The organism is Corynebacterium sp. UMB10119B (genome assembly GCF_030228125.1).
Classification (GTDB): Bacteria; Actinomycetota; Actinomycetes; order Mycobacteriales; family Mycobacteriaceae; genus Corynebacterium; species Corynebacterium pseudogenitalium.
On sequence record NZ_JASPBG010000020.1, the window covers coordinates 1 to 18,838 of the forward strand.

18 protein-coding genes are annotated in these 18,838 nt (G+C 62.3%); 1 reads left to right on the forward strand and 17 read right to left on the reverse strand.

Going from position 1 to position 18,838, the window contains the following annotated elements:
- Positions 1-70: 70 nt before the first annotated feature.
- From QP802_RS10535 to QP802_RS10580, 10 genes are all read right to left on the reverse strand, one after another.
- Positions 71-379, reverse strand: coding sequence for a hypothetical protein (locus QP802_RS10535; protein WP_070975444.1), 309 nt, complete (start codon positions 377-379; stop codon positions 71-73).
- Between the two features lie 6 nt (positions 380-385).
- Positions 386-1,360, reverse strand: coding sequence for a bile acid:sodium symporter family protein (locus tag QP802_RS10540; RefSeq protein ID WP_284818747.1), 975 nt, complete (start codon positions 1,358-1,360; stop codon positions 386-388).
- 53 nt (positions 1,361-1,413) lie between these two features.
- Entirely contained in the window at positions 1,414-1,761 is a 348-nt protein-coding gene (locus QP802_RS10545; protein ID WP_070478614.1) for a Rieske (2Fe-2S) protein, read from the reverse strand.
- Between the two features lie 14 nt (positions 1,762-1,775).
- Complete coding sequence (gene trpA, locus QP802_RS10550) at positions 1,776-2,633, reverse strand: tryptophan synthase subunit alpha (RefSeq protein WP_284818750.1); 858 nt, start codon at positions 2,631-2,633, stop codon at positions 1,776-1,778.
- A 1-nt stretch (position 2,634) separates the two neighbouring features.
- On the reverse strand, positions 2,635-3,885 hold the full coding sequence (gene trpB, locus QP802_RS10555) for a tryptophan synthase subunit beta (protein WP_284818751.1): 1,251 nt from the start codon (positions 3,883-3,885) through the stop codon (positions 2,635-2,637).
- Positions 3,878-5,299, reverse strand: a complete 1,422-nt coding sequence (trpCF, locus tag QP802_RS10560) for a bifunctional indole-3-glycerol-phosphate synthase TrpC/phosphoribosylanthranilate isomerase TrpF (protein WP_256008427.1) — start codon at positions 5,297-5,299, stop codon at positions 3,878-3,880. The genes trpB and trpCF overlap by 8 nt, the downstream gene beginning before the upstream one ends.
- Positions 5,292-6,320 carry an anthranilate phosphoribosyltransferase gene (gene trpD, locus QP802_RS10565; protein ID WP_256008428.1) on the reverse strand — a complete coding sequence of 343 codons (1,029 nt, stop codon included), beginning with the start codon at positions 6,318-6,320 and terminating at the stop codon, positions 5,292-5,294. Before trpD ends, trpCF begins: the two co-directional genes overlap by 8 nt.
- A gap of 2 nt (positions 6,321-6,322) precedes the next feature.
- The gene (locus QP802_RS10570) at positions 6,323-6,913 is read right to left on the reverse strand and encodes a glutamine amidotransferase-related protein (protein WP_284818753.1); all 591 of its coding nucleotides are present in this window, start codon (positions 6,911-6,913) and stop codon (positions 6,323-6,325) included.
- On the reverse strand, positions 6,910-8,409 hold the full coding sequence (locus tag QP802_RS10575; protein ID WP_284818755.1) for an anthranilate synthase component 1: 1,500 nt from the start codon (positions 8,407-8,409) through the stop codon (positions 6,910-6,912). The genes QP802_RS10570 and QP802_RS10575 overlap by 4 nt, the downstream gene beginning before the upstream one ends.
- 249 nt (positions 8,410-8,658) lie before the next feature.
- Positions 8,659-9,048 (reverse strand): SdpI family protein, encoded by a 390-nt coding sequence (locus QP802_RS10580; RefSeq protein ID WP_256005797.1) that lies wholly within the window; start codon positions 9,046-9,048, stop codon positions 8,659-8,661.
- 158 nt (positions 9,049-9,206) lie between these two features.
- Between QP802_RS10580 and QP802_RS10585 the strand changes: the two genes are divergently transcribed.
- Positions 9,207-10,427, forward strand: a complete 1,221-nt coding sequence (locus tag QP802_RS10585; RefSeq protein WP_284818757.1) for a dicarboxylate/amino acid:cation symporter — start codon at positions 9,207-9,209, stop codon at positions 10,425-10,427.
- Here QP802_RS10585 and QP802_RS10590 read toward each other — a convergent pair.
- From QP802_RS10590 to QP802_RS10620, 7 genes are all read right to left on the reverse strand, one after another.
- On the reverse strand, positions 10,424-11,092 hold the full coding sequence (locus QP802_RS10590; RefSeq protein WP_284818759.1) for a MusI family membrane protein: 669 nt from the start codon (positions 11,090-11,092) through the stop codon (positions 10,424-10,426). The genes QP802_RS10585 and QP802_RS10590 overlap by 4 nt on opposite strands.
- Before the next feature lie 9 nt (positions 11,093-11,101).
- Entirely contained in the window at positions 11,102-11,980 is an 879-nt protein-coding gene (locus QP802_RS10595) for a carbohydrate ABC transporter permease (protein WP_284818761.1), read from the reverse strand.
- Between the two features lie 3 nt (positions 11,981-11,983).
- The gene (locus tag QP802_RS10600; protein WP_070361626.1) at positions 11,984-12,829 is read right to left on the reverse strand and encodes a carbohydrate ABC transporter permease; all 846 of its coding nucleotides are present in this window, start codon (positions 12,827-12,829) and stop codon (positions 11,984-11,986) included.
- An 82-nt stretch (positions 12,830-12,911) separates the two neighbouring features.
- Positions 12,912-14,240 carry an ABC transporter substrate-binding protein gene (locus QP802_RS10605; protein WP_256021821.1) on the reverse strand — a complete coding sequence of 443 codons (1,329 nt, stop codon included), beginning with the start codon at positions 14,238-14,240 and terminating at the stop codon, positions 12,912-12,914.
- Between the two features lie 124 nt (positions 14,241-14,364).
- Entirely contained in the window at positions 14,365-15,594 is a 1,230-nt protein-coding gene (locus tag QP802_RS10610) for a DUF4032 domain-containing protein (protein WP_284818764.1), read from the reverse strand.
- A gap of 9 nt (positions 15,595-15,603) precedes the next feature.
- On the reverse strand, positions 15,604-16,728 hold the full coding sequence (locus QP802_RS10615) for an ABC transporter ATP-binding protein (protein WP_284818766.1): 1,125 nt from the start codon (positions 16,726-16,728) through the stop codon (positions 15,604-15,606).
- 395 nt (positions 16,729-17,123) lie between these two features.
- Entirely contained in the window at positions 17,124-18,218 is a 1,095-nt protein-coding gene (locus QP802_RS10620; protein ID WP_284818768.1) for an ABC transporter substrate-binding protein, read from the reverse strand.
- Positions 18,219-18,838 lie beyond the last annotated feature (620 nt).

The following is an 18,838-nucleotide window of genomic DNA, read 5'->3' on the forward strand; positions in this document are numbered from 1 at the left end:
TGGATGGGTGGGGTGTGGATTCGTTTGCGGATGAAGCCGCACCGACGTGGGATTGGGACACACCCAAGGTTTAAGCATGCCCCAGCAGACTACAAGCCTCAGCCCACAGCGCCTCGAACTCCTCTACCGCAATGGCTGTCGCAGAAATGCCCTCGAACTGTGCGTACAGGTCTGGGTGCGGAACGATAGACATCGGCTCATTCGCCTGACCAATCACTTTGCCGTCGGTATAAATGCCAGTAATGGTCTCGCTCGGGTCCAGCTCGATCATCCGAACCATCGTACATTCGCGAGGGTTCAGCTCCTCAAGTTCGGCAATATTGAGAAGCTCTCCCCCAAGATCTGGAGCGCTGTAATGAATCCGGACGTAATGTTTCACGTGAAACTATTCCTTCGAAGCTGTGGTTTGGGCAATGCGCGAGACGTACGCGGAGCACGTCATCAACTGAATCAGATGGTAGACCATCAACGGCACAATCAGCACACCGAGTTGACCGCCGCCAAAGATAACCGACGCCATCGGCAGCCCCGCCGCCAAAGACTTCTGCGTCCCGCACATCTGGATGGCTACCGTGTCCGCCCTCGAGAACCTCAAGGCCTCCGGGACAACCCGCGTCACCCACAGCATGACGCAAACCAGAACCAGAGCGAACGCAGAGAGGAAGACCAACTCGAGCGCAGAAACATTTGACCACACGCCAGAAACAACACCGGCTGAGAACGCCGAGTACACGACCATCCAAATGGACCCGCGGTCAACAAGCTTGGTAGCTTTCCGCCCAGCGAAGCCAGCAACACCAGGCACCACTGCCCGAGCGACCTGACCCAGCACGAAAGGAAGGAGCAACTGTAATGCAACATTCCGGAACACGGATGCATCGATATGAATGCCACTGTCGGCACCCATCAGGACCATAACGAGGGCGGGCGTCGCTACGACACCAACTATCGACGACAGGCTCGCCGCCACCACCGCCCCCGGCACATTGCCGCGCGCGATGCCCGTCAGTGCAACTGAGGACTGGACGGTCGACGGCACCAGGCAAAGGTAGAGGATCCCCTGGTACACCGGGTCGGAAATGAAAGCGGTTGTGGGGCGCATGGCCAGGCCGATCAAAGGATATGCGATGAACGTGAAGGCAAGGATGATTGAATGCAGGCGCCAGTTCGTCAAACCTTGCAGCGCCTCGCGGGTGGAAAGACGTGCACCATAGAGGAAAAACAGCAAACCGATTGCAAGTTTGACAGCAATGGAAAAGCCCTCGGCAAAGGAGCCTCGGGCGGGCGCAATGAACGCGAGTACCGCGGCGAGGATGATGCCGAGGAGCAAGGGGTCAATACGGCGAAGAAAACCTGGCATGCACACATGATAGCCACGCAGACCACGCCAGGCAGGCCGAGAAATCAGCAGTTTTACATCGACGCGTTCAGCGTTTCACCCTCTTCTGTCAGCTGCGCTGGGGTCAGTGGATTCTGCGTTGGGCCGGAGACTGCGGAGCCGTCGATAATGCTGAAGACGGAGCCGTGGCCGGTGCAGCGAACAGTGTCCCCATCGACCTTGGTGATTTTCTGGCCCTGGTGGGGGCAGGTTTGGGAGTATGCGACGTACTCCCCGGCGGTCGGTTGGGCGATGATGAAGCCGTCGAGGATGACGGCGCTGCCGACGGGTACTTGGGTTTTGGCTACCTCGGCGGTTGGTTCAGATCCGCAGGCGGCGAGGAACGCGCCGGCGAAGGTGGTGGCGGTGCCGAGGAGGAACATGCGTCGTGAACAAGTCATGACCTGATAGTAGCCTGTTTCATTGCCGCGACATAGGAGGACAGCTCGGCGGTCAGCGCGTCGATGTCCGTGATGTGTGCGGGGTTTGGGTGCGTGTGTTCGGTGTATTTAGCCACGATGTTCGCAATCGCGGAGCCGGTGATGGCGCCTGCTGCCCCGGCTGCGATTGCGTCCGCGACGTGCTGCGGTGTGGAGATCCCGAACCCGAGCAGCACCGGGGCGCCGCCGTATGCTTGCACGTTGTCCACTACCTCGCGAAGGCCGTCGACGGAGGCTTCCTTGTCGGCGCCGGTCACGCCGTCACGGGAGATGGCGTAGATGTACCCGCGGGACTGGGCGGCGACGCCCTCCAAAGTCTGCGGGCTGGCTTTGGCAGGGGCGATGTAGATCGGGTCGACACCCGCGGCAAGAGCAGCTTCGCTGAACGGCGCCGATTCGCGTACCGGAACGTCCGGGAGTAGCACGCTGTCCGCGCCGACCTCTCGGAACGCTTCGTAGAACGAGGAAGGACCGCGCACGTAGGCGACGTTGGCGTAGATCAGCATGCCGATCGGCAGCTCGGGGTATCGCTCGCGGATCGTCCGAACTTGTGACAGTGCCTTATCGACGGTCGCTCCGCCATCGAGTGCCCGCACGTGTGCCGCCTGGATGGCGGGGCCGTCGGCGACGGGGTCGGAGAACGGGACGCCGAGTTCGAGGGCGTCGGCTCCGGCGGTGACGGCGGCGTCGATGATTTGGAGGGCGTCGTCGGGGGTTGGGTCGGAAAGCATGATGAATGGGACGAAGGCCCCCTCTCCCCTCTCATGCAGCGAGGCGAAGAGTCTTTCGTAACGTGACGTAGTAGGGGTGGACATGTTAGTTGGTCTCCTTCGGTGAACTTTCGACCCATTCCGGGTGTTCGGCGAGTGTCGCGCGGACGTGGGCGACGTCCTTGTCGCCGCGGCCCGAAAGGGAAACGAGGATTGTGAGCGGTTCCGCGTCAGCCGGGTGGGACGCCGCGCGCTGCAGCGCGTACGCCAACGCATGCGAGGACTCGAGCGCCGGGATGATGCCCTCGTGCCGTGACAGCAACTGGAACGCACGCAGGGCGGATTCGTCGGTGACGGGAACGTACTTCGCTCGGCCTGTCTTGGCAAGGTGTGCGTGCTCGGGTCCGACCGCGGGGTAGTCCAGGCCGGCGGATATTGAGTAGGACTCAGCCACTTGGCCGTCGGTGTCACGCATCAGGTAGGAGCGCGTGCCGTGCAGAATGCCGACGGTCCCGGCAGCAATCGCGGCGCCATGCTTGCCGACGCCCACGCCCTCTCCCCCGGGTTCGACGCCGACGAGTTCGACGCCCTCCTCGTCGATAAACTCGGCGAACATCCCGATGGCGTTGGAGCCGCCACCGACGCAGGCGCAGACGACGTCCGGCAGTCCGCCGGTGTGCTCAAGCATCTGGGCTTTCGCCTCGGCGGAGATCACGCGGTGGAACTCTTTGACGATCTTGGGGAACGGGTGCGGTCCGGCAGCGGTGCCGAGCAGGTAGTGTGACTCGTGGAAGGTGGCGGTCCAGTCGCGTAGTGCCTCGTTGACGGCGTCTTTCAGGGTGCCGGCGCCGGAGTCGACGCCCACTACCTCAGCACCCATCAGCCGCATGCGGTAAACGTTTGGCTCCTGCCGCGCCATGTCGGTCTTGCCCATGTAAATGACGCAATCCAAACCCAGTAAAGCGCAGGCGAGCGCGGTGGCGGTGCCGTGTTGGCCGGCGCCGGTCTCGGCAATGATGCGGGTTTTGCCCATCTTCTTCGCCAGTAGTGCTTGGCCGATGACCTGGTTCGTCTTGTGTGCGCCGCCGTGCACGAGGTCCTCGCGCTTGAGGAAGATGCGCGCGTTCGCGCAGTTGAGGGGCAGATTGCGACATTCGGTAAGCGGGGTCGGTCGGCCGAGGTAGTCGCGAAGCATCGCGCGGTATTCGGCCATGAAGGTTTCGTCGGCGAGGGCGTCGACAAACGCTCGCTCGAGTTGGTCAAGCGCCGGCAGGAGCGATTCGGGGACGAATTGCCCGCCGAATTCGCCGTAGTATGCGGGCAGGATGGTGCTGCCGCCGTGGGTGTAATCAGTCATTTTCTGTCCTTGGGTAGTGGTAGTTGCCGATGATCTCGAAGGCCCGCCGCAGCGCGCCCGCGTCCTTACGCCCGGCCTGAGCAGGGTATTCGACGCCCGAGTTGAGGTCTACGCCGGAGCAGCCGACGGCGAGCGCGTCCGCAAGGTTGCCCAGGTGCAGCCCGCCGGCGAGGAGCGAGTCGCCGCGTACCTCGTCCGGGATGTCGGCCCAGCGGAAGGTCTCGCCGGAACCGCCGTCGCGCGCGTCGAGCACCAGCTTGTCGACGCCCCCTAGGATCCCCAGCGCAACCTCTACGCCGGATGACTCACTCATGGAGACCGCCCGCCAGAGCTCGACGCCCTCCCCGATCTCTGCGCGCACCCGCTCGACCAGGGAGCGTTCTGCCTCGAGCGATCCCTGGTACGGCGCGTGCACCTGCACGGCGTGGATGCCGGGCTGGATTAGTTCGCCGTACCCGGACGTGCGGCGGGAAACCGCGACGTACCGCAGCCCTGGCTCGTGCGCGATGATGTCCGCCGATGTTTCACGTGAAACATTGCGCGGGCTCGACTCCTCAAAGATGAGCCCGCCGTACACCGCGCCCGCCGCCTTGGCAGCTTGCGCAGCACTCCACGATGTCAGCCCACACACCTTGTTCGGCCCGTACACCAACTCCCGGGCGGCCAGGTCGATGTCCGGCTGGCTGGTCAGCTGCGATCCGACCAGGAACCCGTCCGAGTGCCCGCCGAGCTGACGCACAGTCTCCACGGACCGGATGCCGGACTCCGACACCACCGCCGCTTCGGCAGGAGCGAGTCGCGCCAACCGGGCGGAGCGCGTTAGGTCAATCGACAGGTCGTGGAGGTTCCGGTGGTTCACGCCGAAGATCCGCGCGCCGAGTCGACCAGCCCGCACGGCCTCCTCCTCGCTAATCACTTCGGTGAGCACGTCCATCCCGAGGGACTCGGCGCGGCCGGAGAGGTGGGCGTAGCTGGCGTCGTCAAGAATCGAGAGCATGAGCAGGATAGCGTCGGCGCCGAAGTAGCGCGCGGCGTAGACCTGGGCTTCGTCGATGACGAAGTCCTTGCAGAGCACGGGCAGGTGCGTGCTTGAGGCGACCGTGGCCAGGTGGTCGTAGTCGCCGCCGAAGCGGGAGGGCTCGCACAGCACGGAGATGCCGGCGGCGTAGCGTGAGTATACCGAGGCGATTTCCCCTGGCTTGTAGTCGGCGCGGATCAGGCCGAGGGACGGCGAGGAGGACTTGCATTCCATGATGAAGCTGGTGCCCTCGCGCTTCAGGTTGTCGTAGAGTGAACGCTCCGAGCGCGGCAGCGCTGCGACATTCACGTGGGCAAGACGCTCGCGGATCGCTGCCAAATCGCCGCGTCGGCTTGCCACGATCCCTTCGAGCACGGTGGGTAATTGTTTAGGCACTGTAATCAGCCTCCTCGTGTCGTTGCAACCATGCTTGCACGGTGCCGTCGGCAAGCAGGTTGAGGGCGTGGGTGACGCCGTCGGCGATGGTCGGCGCTGTGCCGTTGAGGTAGAACATGGCACCCGCACCGGCGGCGACGGCCGAGCGGTGCGCCTCCGGGCCCTCCCCCGCGAACGTCGCGCGGATGGCGGCGGCATTCTCCACGCCGTCGCCGCCGCGTAGGTCCTCGAGCGAGCAGCGCTTGAGGCCGAGTTCCTCCGGCGTAAGCACGTATTCAGTGATGGAACCGTCCCGGCCCAGCTCCCAGACCTGCGACTCGCCGTGGACCGCCAGCTCATCGGTTCCTGCACCGTGGACGACGAGCGCGCGCCCCCGCCCCAGCTCGCGCATCGTCTCAGCGATGACGCGTCCCTGCGCCGGGTTGGCGATGCCCATGATCTGGTATTCCGGCCGCGCCGGCGAGAGCAGCGGTCCCATCGTGTTAAACAGCGTGGAAACGCCGAGCGCCTTGCGCACCGGCTGCACGTGCGCGATGGCCGGGTTGTACGCCGGTGCGAAGAGGAAGGTGAAGTTGGAGGATTCGAACTGTCGCACCGCGCGCGAGGGGTCGAGGTCGAGTGGGATGTTCAGGGCCTCGAGGACGTCAGCGGAGCCGGACTTCGAGGACACCGAGCGGTTGCCGCACTTGATCATGGGCACTCCGCCAGCGGCCGCCACCAACGATGCCGCGGTGGTGATGTTGATGGTGTTTGCGCCGTCGCCGCCGGTGCCGGCGGTGTCCATCAGCCCCTCCCCCGTCACCGGGAACGGTCGGCCTGCGGCGAGGAACGCGCGTGCCGCGCCGGCGATGTCGGCGAAGGTTTCGCCGCGGGTGCGGATCGTGGCCAGGAGTGCTGCGATGTGGACGTCGTCGTAGTCGCCGACGGTGAGCGGGGTGAATGCCTCGATGGCTTCCTCGAGTGTCGGCTCCCGGTTGTCCAGGAAGCGCTTGAGGGTGGTCAGGGATCGTTCGGTTGCCATGGTTAGTTTCCTTTCTTCAGCTTGTCGACGCACCGGCGCAGCATCGTTGGGCCTGCGGGTGTGAGGATCGATTCGGGGTGGAATTGCAGCCCGATGGACATGCCGTCGTCGGTTGCGGCGGCCATGACGATGTCCCCGGTGCGTGCCAAAGCGTGCATTCCCGTAGGGAGGGACACCGCCCCGAGCGAGTGGTAGCGCGCGACCGGCACGTCGCGCCCGGGGTGTCCGAGCTGGCTGGTCATGCCGCGGAAGAGCCCGGACGCAAGGCCCTCCGACGTTAGTCTCATGGTGTCCGAGACGCCGTGGACGGGCCCACAGGGCTGGACGGTGCCGCCGAAGTGTTCTACGAGGGCCTGGTAGCCGAGGCAGATGCCGAGCATCGGCACGCTGCCCTGCGCTCGGCGGATCAGCTCGGGCATGCAGCCGGCATCGGCCGGGTACCCAGGGCCTGGTGAAAGCACGATCAGTGAAGGATCCAGCGCCAGTATTGAGTCCGCGTCAACAGTGTTACGGAACACTACTGACTCATGCTCAGCAAGCGCGTCCACCAAGTTGTAAACGAACGAGTCCTGGTTATCCAGCAGCACAATCATTTGGTTACCTCCAGTTCTGCGCCGGCGGCCAGCGCGATGGCGTTGAGTACCGCGTACGCCTTGTGCAGCGTCTCGTCGGCTTCGGACTGCGGGTTGGAGTCGCGCACGACTCCGGCACCCGCCTGCACGATCGCCTTCCCGCCGGTGACGTACGCGGAACGGATCACGATGCAGGTGTCAAAGTCGCCGTTGCTGTCCAGGTAGCCGACTGCTCCGCCGTAAGACCCGCGCCGCGCGCCCTCGAGCGAGCGGATCAGCGAAGTGGCGCGCAGCTTCGGCGCCCCGGTGAGCGTGCCCATGTTCATGCACGCCCGGTACGCGTCGAGTGCGTCGAGGTCCCCAGCCAGCCGCGCTGAGACCCGGGATACGAGGTGCATGACGCGCGAATACCGGTCTACCTGCAGCAACTCGGCAACTCGCCGCGTGCCGGGCTCCGCAACGCGGGCGACGTCGTTGCGCGCGAGGTCCACGAGCATGGTGTGCTCGGCGACTTCTTTGGCGTCGGTGCGCAGCTGCAGCTCCATCCGCGTGTCCAGCTCGTGGTCGACCGTCCCGTCCGCGGCAAGCCCGCGCGGCCGCGTCCCCGCGATCGGGTACAGCTGCACCTCGCGGTCGGCGTTGGTGTACTTCAGGTTGGACTCGGGGGAGGCGCCGAAGAGCTCGAAAGGCTCACCATGCTTATCGACGCCCCTTTGGTAAAACATGTACGGCGAAGGATTAGTCGCGCGCAGTTGGAGGTACGCGGCGAACGCGTCCGGGCAGTCGGTGACGAAGCTGCGGGCGGGCACGACTTGGTAGATGTCCCCGTTGTAGATGTGTTCCTTGAGTCGCTCCACGTCGGCGCAGAACTGCGCGTCGGGGATGTCGGCGCGAGCAACCAGGGTGCCGCCGGGCCCCTCCGAAGAACGTAAGGGCGTGGGCGAAGCGGCGTCGATATGCTCGGCGAGCTCGTCAATCCCAATCCCGCTGAGCGTTGCGGTCTGTGATTGGTGGTCGATGCGCAGGAGCACTTCGGCGAGGACGAACTGGTAGTCGGGGTAGGTGTTGGCGCCGTCGGCGACGGCCGGAAGCGCCTCGAAGGTTTCGAGGTAGTCGTAGGCGAAGCCACCGGCGAGGAACCCGAAGCGGCGGAGCGCACGCAACACTTCGACGGTAGAGGTGGCGGTGAGGCGCTCGCGCTCGTCCGCAACAACAGCAGCGGCAACAGGCGGAAACGCGTAGACGTTCTCGCCGACGTGGTACTCCCCCAGCTGCTCCCGCAGTTGAGCAGCCACCGTGCGCCCGAAGGGGGTCAATGGCTCGACGTGTACGTGGCTGCCCGAGCAGGTGACGCGCACCGCGGCCCGCAGCACCGCGACTGATTGGATACCGGAGCGGGTGGTGATGTCGGCGGATTCCAGCAGGACGGTGTCCCGGGTCGTGGTGCCGCCGAGATGCGCGAAGAGGCTGGCGGCGTCCGCGTGGTACTTCACGCGGCGGGTGGTGTGTGTGCTCATGGTCGTCCTTCGTGTGTTGGTACACCGAGGGCGTGTGAGCCAAAGCAAACGGCCCGCGGTGCTTGTGGTTACAAGCCGGCGGGCCGTTGTTGGGACTCTAGAACGTACTAGAAGAGGCGGCTCGCCGTGTTCGGGAGCCACCACCAGTTCTTCTGAGTCGTGAAAGTCATAGGTGTAAAGGTAGCGGAGAGAGCGAACGCTGTACGCGGAACCACCAAACTCCCTGCGTACAGCGTGAATATAAAACTGCTACTGCTGTTCGTCCGCCTTCCCGGCGGCCTTGCGTAGCGCGCCGAGGTCCACGGCGGGCTCGTCTGAGGAGTCTGAGTCTGAGGCGTCCAGGGCGGCGTCGACAAGCGCGGCGGCGCGGGCTCCGAAGTTGCCGCCGACGGAGATGCTCACGAGTGCGGCGATGACCGCCACGGCGACGAGAATCCACATCCAGCCGTATGCAATAAATGCAAAGGCGGCGCCGATGGCGAAGGCGACTGCGGCGAGCACCCAGAAGGGGCCGGTGACGCGGTGTGCTTGGCGCCAAGTGGACTCGTGCTTGCGAACTTCCGGGACACGCAGCCCGATCACGCCGTTGCCGGGCAGCTTCCCGGCGGTCGCGAGGACGCCGGGTATGAGAAGTGCCACAGTGAATACTATAAGGAGTATCCCAATGATAGTATTTATGGAACTTGTGTCAGAAAATGGCCCATTAGGGCTCTGTGCAAGCAACATACCGTATAGCATAACCATCACAGGTTTTTCGCCTGTGGATCTGTCCATCGCCTCGTATTAAAGGTGCAACAATGAAATCGAAAGTGTTGAGCTCGCTGCTCTTCTGGATTGTCGTGGCGATCGTCGCCGGCTTTCTGTGCAGTTTTTTCTTTCCTGACTGGCTCGCGCGCGTCTTCGTGACGTTCAATGGCCTGTTCTCGAACTTCCTGGGATTCTTCGTCCCAATCCTCATCTTCTCCCTGATCGCCCCCGCGATTGCGGGCCTGGGCAAGGGCGCGGGTAAGTGGTTGGGTATCACGGCCGGGGTCGCCTACGGATCCACGATCATTTCCGGCCTGATTGCCTGGGGTGTGGCTTCAGCACTCTACCCAACGTTGCTGGCTGGTACGCAGCTGCGTACAGATATCGACGACCCCTCCGAGGGCGGCCTGTCGCCGTTCTTCGAGGTGGAAATGCCTGCACCGTTTGAGGTGATGTCGGCGTTGCTGCTCGCGTTCGTGATTGGTATCGCGATGACCACGGTGAAGTCCCGCACGATGCACGAGGTGCTCAACGAGCTGCGTGACGTGATTATGAAGGTGGTCCAGAGCTTCGTTATTCCGCTGCTGCCGCTGTTCATTTTCGGTACGTTCCTGAACCTGGCTATGAACGAGAACTTCGGTTCGACGATGGCCGCGTTCGGCGTGGTGCTGCTGCTCTCGGTCGGCATGACGATCGTGATCGTGCTGGGCCAGTACTTGATCGCGGGTGCGGTGGCTGGTCAGAACCCGTTCACGGCGCTGAAGAACATGTTGCCGGCGTACTTCACCGCGCTGGGTACGTCTTCGTCGGCGGCGACGATTCCGGTGACGTACGAGTCCACCTTGAAGAACAAGGTGGACGAGAACGTGGCGGGCTTCATCGTGCCGCTGTGCGCGACGATTCACCTGTCCGGTTCGATGATGAAGATTACGCTGTACGCCCTGGCGATTGTGTTCATGGCGCAGCTGCCGATCACCGGTGGCGCGGTCGTCGGCTTCGTGTTGCTGCTTGGCATCATGATGATTGCTGCGCCGGGCGTGCCTGGTGGCGCGATCATGGCGGCTGTTGGCCTGCTGCAGGCGAACCTCGGCTTCGACGAGTCGATGATCTCCCTGATGATCGCCGCTTACATTGTGGTTGACTCCTTCGGTACCGCGGCGAACGTGACCGGTGACGGCGCGATCGCGATGATTGTGAACCGTTTCGCGAAGGGCAAGATCGTCACGCAGGATATGGAACGCGCTAAGGAGATTCAGGCGCAGGACGCCTAGTCGCTAGCGAGCCCCCGCCCGAGCGGTGCCGCGACGAGCAGCTGCACAAGAAACAGCGTGAGCGCCGGCACCAAAAAGAAGTAGGCGGGGACCCACACGGCAACTGAGGTCCACAGCGGCAGGGATGCCGCCGCCCCGATGCACAGGAGTGCGCCGAGGGTGCGTGGCAGTTGCTGGAACGTGAGGATCACGGAGCGCCCCAGGGTTTCGCCCAGGGGCGCTTTTTGCTGCCCTTCTGAGGTCGCCTGGAGGTCCAGCTGCGCCTGGAGGGCGAAGAACCACACGCTGATGCCGGCGATGATGAGAATGCCGGACAGGGTGAGCCCTTGCGTGAGGTTGAGGAGGTGGCCGTCGATACCTGCTTGAAAGATGACCCACTGTTGGTAGATAACGCCGAGGCCGAGGGCGACGAGGATCCCCCACCACTGGGTGGAGGCGCCACCGAATTTGCCGCCGCCGTAGCGGAACTCGCGGAGGTAGTGCAGCCCGTAGCGGGAGCCGCGCCCTTCGACCATGTAGCCGGTGACGACGTTCGCCGCGCGGATCGCCATGCCGCCCGTCACGATGGGCAGGCTGGACAGCACGAAAAGCATGTTGACAATGACAATGTCCGCCATCAAGGTGAAGGCGGACATAAATCGGGAATCGGGATTGAAAAGGCTCACGCCAGCATGTTATCCCTTCACGGCGCCAGCTGCGACACCCTCCACGATGTGCTTCTGGGAAGACATGTAGAAGATGATGATCGGGACGATGGCGAGCACGAGCATTGCCATCATTGCGCCCATGTCGCGGTTGCCCTGGGATCCAACGAACTGCTGGATGACCACTGGGATGGTGCGGTATGGGGTGGACAGGCCGATGACGAGGTATGGCAGCAGGTAGTCGTTCCAGACCCACATTGCGTTGAGGATGGCGACGGTCACTGCGGTTGGCTTGAGCATCGGGAGGACGACGCGGAAGAACGTTTGCAGTGGGCTGCAGCCGTCGATGGTTGCTGCTTCTTCAATCTCGAGCGGAATCGACTTGACGAAGCCGGCGAACATGAAGACGGATAGGCCTGCACCGAAGCCGGTGTAGAGCACCACCATGCCGAGCGGGTTGGCCAGGCCGAGGCGGTCGGCGATGGTGACGGTTGGGAACATCACCATCTGGAACGGGATGACCATGGAGAACACGAACAGGTAGTACAGCGTGGACGTCCACCACGTTTTCACGCGGGTGATGTAGTAGGCGGTCATCGAGGAGAAGAAGACGATGGAGGCGACGGAGAGGATCGTGATGGTGAAGGACCACACGATGGCCCACGCGAAGCCTTCGCCTTGGATGCCGGTGATGTAGTTTTCGAGTCCGGCCCACATGTCGCCGAGTGGGATGGCGAATGGGTTGTTGGAGATTGCGAACTTCTGCTTGAAGGAGTTCAGGAAGATGAACACGATTGGTCCGAGGAAGACCACGGTGAGGAATACCAGCACCGCGTAGATGAGTACTTTGGCTGGGCCGCTGACGCTCGCCTCGGAGGCGGTGACGGGTGCCTTTGTTTTGGTTGCCATGGGTTATGCCTCCACTTCCTTGCTGCGTGTTGCGCGCAGCTGGAACATTGCGATGACGACGACCACTACGACGAAGATGACGGCCTTTGCTTGGCCGACGCCCTCGACGTTGTTGCGCAGGAACATCGTGTTGACGATGTTCAGAGCGACCATTTCGGTTGCGCCGCCTGGTGCACCGTTGGTGAGCGCGAGGTTCTGGTCGAAGAGTTTGAAGGTGTTGGACAGGGTCAGGAAGAGGCAGATGGTGATGGACGGCATGATCATTGGGATGGTCACGTGGCGGAGCATTTCCCACTTGGAGACGCCGTCGAGTTCTGCTGCTTCGATGAGCTCTGGTGGCACGTTCTGCAGGCCGGCGATGTAGATGATCATCATGTAGCCGACGAGCTGCCAGTTAATGAGGATGACCAGGCCGAGGTAGCCGTACTTCCAGTCGGAGACAATCGTGGTGCCGTATTGGGCGAGCACGGCGTTGATCATGGATTGCCATGTGTAGCCGAGGACGATGCCGCCGATGAGGTTCGGCATGAAGAATACGGTACGGAAGAAGTTGGTGCCTTTGAGTTTCCGTGTCAGTGTCCAGGCGATTGCGAACGCGAAGACGTTGACGGTGATGATGGAAACGATGGAGACGAGGGCGGTGAATCCGAACGCTCGGACGAAGCCTTCTCGTGCTTGGAACGCTTGGACGTAGTTGTCGACTCCTACCCAGGTTGCGTCGGTGATGGTGTGGAAGCTGGTGAATGACAGCAGGAAACCAATGACGAATGGGGCAAGGAAGGCGATCAAGAACGCAAGCAGCGTCGGCAGTACGAAGATTGGGAAATATTTCTTCAGTGATTGCTGCATTTGTGGTGCCTATCTGGGGAATAAAAAGCGCGGAGTGCGCTGTTCGCACACCCCGCGCTCTGGTTTACAACATGTTCAGTGCTTAGTTGGAGCCCTTTTCGGCCTTCCAGTCCTCGCTGAACTTAGCGACGACGTCTGCCCACTCCATGTTGCCGGATGCGTACTGGGCGAGGTTGCCGCCGAAGTCATCCTTGAACTGCTGGGATGGGAAGAACTGGAAGTCCCATGGCAGGGTGGTCAGCTCGGTGTTGGAGATTGCCTCCTGCACCTGGCGTGCCAGTGGGTCTGCCGGGACGTCGGTCTCCGTGTAGTTCTTGAACGGCGCGATGAAGCCGAGGTCCTCGATGACGTGCTTCTTGCCTGCCTCGGAGGTGAACAGCCAGTTCAGGAAGTCCTTGGTGGCCTGCTGGTCCTCTTCTGGAGCCTTGGCGTTGATGGCGAGGTAGTTCTCGGTGCCGACGTTGATGCCGGTCTTCTCCTCATCTGGGAGGCCCATGTACATCGGGAGGAACTTGATCTTGTCTTCCTTCACGACGTTGCCGTTCACGTCGGCGATCTGCGACCATGCCCAGTTACCGTTCTGGACGAAGGCTGCCTGGCCGAGTGCGAACTCTGCCATGGAGTCGGAGACTGCCTTGGACGGTGCCAGGGTCGGCGCGACGGTGGAGTTGTTCAGGTACAGGTCAAAGAGGTTCTTGAACTCCTTGTTGTACTTGAAGGTGACGTCCTCTGCGTCGGTGGTGCCGAGGTCCTCGAACTCGAAGTGCATCGGGCCGTTGGCCAGGTGCGTCTGCCAGCGCCAGTCCTCACCGCTGGTGAGGGAGGTGGAGGCGAAGGTGCCGTCGATGCCAAGCTCGTCCTTCTTCGACTGCATGTCTTCGGCGAGCTTCTTCAGGGATTCGAAGTTCTTGACTTCGTCCATGGAGGCGACTGCCGGGTTTGGCAGTGCGAAGTACTTATCGGTGATGTCCTCGTTGTAGATGATGCCGAAGCCTTCAACTGCGAACGGGATGCCGCGCACGGTGCCGTCTTCCGCGGTGAGCGGGGTGACGTCCTCGTTGAGGTCCTGCGCGAGGGAGAAGTCGGACAGGTCTGCGGTGTAGTCCTTCCAGGTCTTGAAGCCGGTTGGGCCGTTCATCTGGAAGAGCGTCGGAGCGTCGGACTTGCCGACCTCGGTGCGCAGGGTCTGCTCGTAGTTGCCGGACGCCGCGGTGACGACCTTGACTGGGACGCCGGTCTCTGCGGTGTACTCTTCGGCGATTGCTTGGTAGGTCGCGTCCTGCTCAGGCTTGAAGTTGAGGAAGTAGACGTTCGGACCTTCGGTGTCGCCACCGCCGCCACAGGCGACGAGGGCGGATGCTGCCAGTGCTGCGACAGCGGTTGAGGCAAAAGCTCGCGTGAATTTCTTCATGGGCCATCCTTCATGTGTAGCCGTGCTCCTTGCCAGCGTTACCCGATGCGGTTCACGGCGCGTTATAAGGTACTACCTCAGCATAGTGACCATTTATGGAGCACGGCAAACATTATGGCCCGCGTCACATCTCCGGGGGTAATTTATAGACGATTGCTTCGTCCGGATGCCCCGGCAGCACATGATCGAAATAGGACTGCGCCGCCTCGGCCAAGGTGACGTAGCGCTGGTCGTTTTGGCTCATGAACCAGCGGTGATCCAGGATTTCGTGGAAAATCTGCGCGGGTTCGAGCTTCTCGCGCAGCTGCGGCGGGATGAGTTCCACGATGGGTTCGTAGTTCTTTACCATCCAGCGGTGCGCGACGGCTTCGAGGGGGAGCTTGCCGCCGTAGCGCACGGCGCGGTAGACCTCCATCTCGCCGAGGAGGCGCTGCGCCTGCCGGTCCTGCACCTCAAGCCCGGTGAGCCGCAGCAGCTTTTTCTGGTAGAACCCTGTGGAGAAGACGGCGGGTTCGATGATCACCCGGTAGGTGTCTTCCCCGTCGTGTTCGATCTCGACTTCGCCGACGTCGAAGCCCAGCTCATTAATCTTTGCGACGCGCCCAGCGATCGCCCCGAACGCATCACCTTCGACGATGAGCTCCCCTGTCATCAGGTCCCACAGTTCGTTGTAGGTGGAGGCGATATCGTTGCCAAGGGTGATGACGTCGACGTCCTCGCTGAGGTAGCCGCCTGCCTGCAGGTCCATCATCTCGCCGATGATGTTGACGCGGGCGACGTCGACGTCGTAGAGGCGTCGTCCGTCGGAGATGGGGTCGTGGAACTCGCCGGTTTCAGCGTCCACGAGGTAGGCGGAGAACTGGTCGGCGTCGCGCCGGAACAGGGTGTTGGACAGGGAGACGTCGCCCCAGTAGAAGTGCAGCAGGTGCAGGCGCACCAGCAGCACCGCCAGGGCGCGCACCAGTTTGTTGATGGTGTCGACGGTGATGTCGCGGGAGAACACGTCGCGGTACGGAAGTGAGAACCGCAGGTGCTCCGTGACTAGGCAGGGGGTGAGTTCCTCGCCGTGTTCGTCGACGCGGTGCGTGATGACGGCGACGGGGACGACACAGGGGGCGTCGAGCTCTTGAAGCCTCCTGAGCATGTTGTACTCGTGGTAGGCGACTTCCCCGCCGATTTCCTTGACTGCGAAGACCAGCCCGTCAGCTTCGATGAGGCGCACCGTGTGGCGCGAAATGCCGCGGGGCAGCGCCGCGAGGAGGTCGGAGGACCAGTCCTCGAGTGGCTGCGCCCACGGCATTTTCAACAGTGTTGGTGCGTAGACGGGCGAGACAACGCTGAGTTTCTCGCGCAATGTGTGTCCTTAGATCCGCTGGCCAGTTGCCTTGCTGAAGACGTGGAGTCCACCGTCAACGATCTGGACGTGGACTACGTCGCCCTTCATGATGCCGGATAGTGGCGCGGTGCGCACCACGATCTGGCCGGAGGTCTCTCCGTCGAGGCCCTCTTCCTTCCAGCCGCCGCCTGCGAGGTGGCCGTACAGGTAGGAGTCGGAGCCGAGCTCCTCCACGAAGTCGATTTCGACCGGGATGGAGTGCTGCGCGTTTGCGTCGACGACCTCCAGGGACTCCGGGCGGAAGCCGAGGATGACCTGGCCGTCGTCTTCCACGGTGAGGTTGGAGATGTGCTCGTCGGAAAGCGGGATGGAGGCGCGGCCGAGCTTGGCCACCTTCTCGTTCAGGTCGACGTCGAAGGTGGACAGGTTCATGGCTGGGGAGCCGATGAAGCCTGCGACGAAGACGTTATTCGGGTGATCGTAGAGCTCACGCGGGGTGCCGACCTGCTGCAGGACGCCGAAGTTGAGCACGGCGATGCGGTCGCCCATGGTGAGGGCTTCCGTCTGGTCGTGGGTGACGTACAGGGTGGTCACGCCCATGCGGCGCTGCAGGTTCGCGATCTGGGTACGGGTCTGCACACGCAGTTTCGCGTCCAGGTTGGACAGCGGCTCGTCCATAAGGAAGACCTGTGGCTTGCGCACGATGGCGCGACCCATGGCCACGCGCTGGCGCTGACCACCGGACAGGGCCTTCGGCTTGCGGTCGAGGTACTGGGTCAGGTCGAGGGTCTTCGCGGCCTCTTCCACTCGCTTATCGATCTCAGCCTTGTCCATACCGGCGATCTTCAGCGCGAAGCCCATGTTCTCGCGCACGGTCATGTGCGGGTACAGGGCGTAGTTCTGGAAGACCATCGCGATGTCGCGGTCCTTCGGGCTGACGTGGGTGACGTCGCGGTCGCCGATGCGGATGTGGCCTTCGTTGGTGTCCTCGAGACCGGCGAGCATGCGCAGCGCGGTCGACTTACCGGAGCCGGACGGGCCGACGAGGACGAGGAACTCCCCGTCCGCGATTTCAAGGTTGAGCTTGTCGACACTCGGCGTGGTCGCACCCGGGTAGATGCGCGTTGCGTTGTCGTAAGTTACTGATGCCATGTGGTCCTCCATCGGCAGGTACGTGCCGAACGTTCCGTAGTGGGGATAAGGTACTCCCTTAACCTACCATCTGGAATCACAAGCCCATACTCGCTATGTCGCGAGTCACACTCCCGCTACCCCCGTTACATCCTCCCCCGTACGGGGCTGAACTGCGTGACGTGTCCCCGTTTTTCAAACTTTTTTCTATTTGGAATACCCCAAGGTCAGCGCGAAATTAAGAGAAAGTTAAGAAACCTTCGTTGTCCCTGTCTTTAAAGTTTAGGCCGATTTTCTCACGGGTATTCCCCTTTTCGCAGCTGGTTCCGTATAGTCCCAAGTAGAGAAATTCGAAGCAGAGACCCGGCACCTAGAACACGAGGTGCCGGGTTTTTCTTTGCCTTCTTAGAATTTTTTTAAGCCGCCGGGCCCTCGCCGTCCAGGATCCGCTGCGCGTCCTCGGTGCTCAGCTCGTATCCGTAGAACGTTGAGTAGAATTGTTGCGTCTCAGCAACCAGGTCGACGTCCTCAAACTTCTCCGGGTGGAACAGCTTCGCTGCCCACAGCAGCTGCAGCGCTTCCTCCGCCGAGTAGCGGCCCCAGTTCGACGTCCCCACCGGGTTCTTCACCACGTTGCCCTGCTTCACCGCAGGCACGTTCGCCAGTGCAGGATCATTCACCAGCTTATCGACGCCCAGCTGCGCCTCCATACCGCCCACGATGATGAAGTCCGGAGCGGCGTCGACAATGTCTTGCGGGGTGACGGTCGTGACGTCCACAACCTCCTCGATCACATTGCGAGCCCCCGTCGCTGCAATCCACTCCCCCACCAGGGAGTCCGGCCCGTCCGCCTGCGTGACGTCCTCCCCGCCAACGATGTGCAGCACCTTCGGCTTCTTCTCCCCCGGCATGCCGCCCAGGCGGTCCGCGACCATCTTCAGGTTGCGCTCCATGTAGGTCACGTACTCGGTCGCCTTCTGGTCGGCCTCCTCGGTGCCCAGCGCGTTCGCCGTAATGCGCACGGACTTCATCAGCTGCTCAAAGTCATCAAAGTCGACCCTCGCCGCCGGGATCCCCTGCGCCTGCGCAGCCTCTACCTGTTCCTTCGAGGAGGTCAGCAGCATCTCCGGGTCGGCCTTCTTCAGCTCTTCCACGTTGAGCCGGGTTCCCGATGCCGGCGTCGGCAGCTCAGTCACGTGCGGGTAGATCTTCGTCAGCCATGGCAGCCGCTTCGCTTCCTTAGTGGTAGCCACCAGGGTGTCCCCGCCGCCGAGCATGAGCACGAACTGGTTATTCACGTCCCACGTGTCCGCCAACCGCGTCACCTGCTTCGGCACCCGCACGTCTGTGCCGTCGATGTCCGTGAGCAGGCGGGTCGTGTCCTCCTGGGTTGTTTGGGTCGTCTGCTCGGCTGTGTTTTCGGCTGAGTTTTCTGCTGAGTTTTCGGCGGTGCACCCGGTGACCAGCAGTGTTGCGGTCAACAACGTTGCGGCTACGGCGTGGTGACGCATAGGAAAGGACTCCTTCTTAGGGGTTGCGATTACGCCAGCAGTGTACCCACCGACACCCCCATGCCCGAACCCGCCCCTCCCCGCGCACCACATTCCTTCACGCAGTTTCGGCGACCTGGGCTTTTATCGACGCCACTTCCCAAAATCCCGGGATTTGGTGTCGTATCTCGGCCGCCAGTGCCAGAAGACGCAACCTATAACATCTAGCACATTTATGAACTGCGGAAATGCGGAGGCCGGAATTCAAACATGCGTCTCTTGGCACTGAGGCCTCTGTGTACGCACCACATTCCCACCTGGCCGACCCCCGACCTGGGCTTTTGCCAACGCCACTTCCCAAAATCCAGGAATTTGGTGTCAGTCCCCTCGTGCCGGTGCCAAACAACGCAGCCGATAACAACTAGCACATTTATGACCTGCGGAAATGCGGAGGCCGGAATTCAAACATGCGTCTCTTGGCACTGAGGCCTCTGTGTACGCACCACATTCCCACCTGGCCGACCCCCGACCTGGGCTTTTGTCAACGCCGCTTCCCAAAATCCAGGCTTAAGGGACATTTTGTGTGTATAAATCTATCTGGTTTCCTGGGATGACCTCGGACAACAACCAGATATGGTTTT

Excerpts from the sequence above, each read along its gene's own strand:
- QP802_RS10585 (WP_284818757.1), top strand. The coding sequence starts at position 9,207 with ATGAAATCGAAAGTGTTGAGCTCGCTGCTCTTCTGGATTGTCGTGGCG.
- QP802_RS10615 (WP_284818766.1), bottom strand. The coding sequence starts at position 16,728 with ATGGCATCAGTAACTTACGACAACGCAACGCGCATCTACCCGGGTGCG.
- QP802_RS10540 (WP_284818747.1), bottom strand. The coding sequence starts at position 1,360 with ATGCCAGGTTTTCTTCGCCGTATTGACCCCTTGCTCCTCGGCATCATC.
- QP802_RS10605 (WP_256021821.1), bottom strand. The coding sequence starts at position 14,240 with ATGAAGAAATTCACGCGAGCTTTTGCCTCAACCGCTGTCGCAGCACTG.
- QP802_RS10545 (WP_070478614.1), bottom strand. The coding sequence starts at position 1,761 with ATGTTCCTCCTCGGCACCGCCACCACCTTCGCCGGCGCGTTCCTCGCC.
- QP802_RS10575 (WP_284818755.1), bottom strand. The coding sequence starts at position 8,409 with ATGAGCACACACACCACCCGCCGCGTGAAGTACCACGCGGACGCCGCC.
- trpA (WP_284818750.1), bottom strand. The coding sequence starts at position 2,633 with ATGTCCACCCCTACTACGTCACGTTACGAAAGACTCTTCGCCTCGCTG.
- trpD (WP_256008428.1), bottom strand. The coding sequence starts at position 6,320 with ATGGCAACCGAACGATCCCTGACCACCCTCAAGCGCTTCCTGGACAAC.
- QP802_RS10570 (WP_284818753.1), bottom strand. The coding sequence starts at position 6,913 with ATGATTGTGCTGCTGGATAACCAGGACTCGTTCGTTTACAACTTGGTG.
- QP802_RS10600 (WP_070361626.1), bottom strand. The coding sequence starts at position 12,829 with ATGCAGCAATCACTGAAGAAATATTTCCCAATCTTCGTACTGCCGACG.
- QP802_RS10595 (WP_284818761.1), bottom strand. The coding sequence starts at position 11,980 with ATGGCAACCAAAACAAAGGCACCCGTCACCGCCTCCGAGGCGAGCGTC.
- trpB (WP_284818751.1), bottom strand. The coding sequence starts at position 3,885 with ATGACTGATTACACCCACGGCGGCAGCACCATCCTGCCCGCATACTAC.
- QP802_RS10620 (WP_284818768.1), bottom strand. The coding sequence starts at position 18,218 with ATGCGTCACCACGCCGTAGCCGCAACGTTGTTGACCGCAACACTGCTG.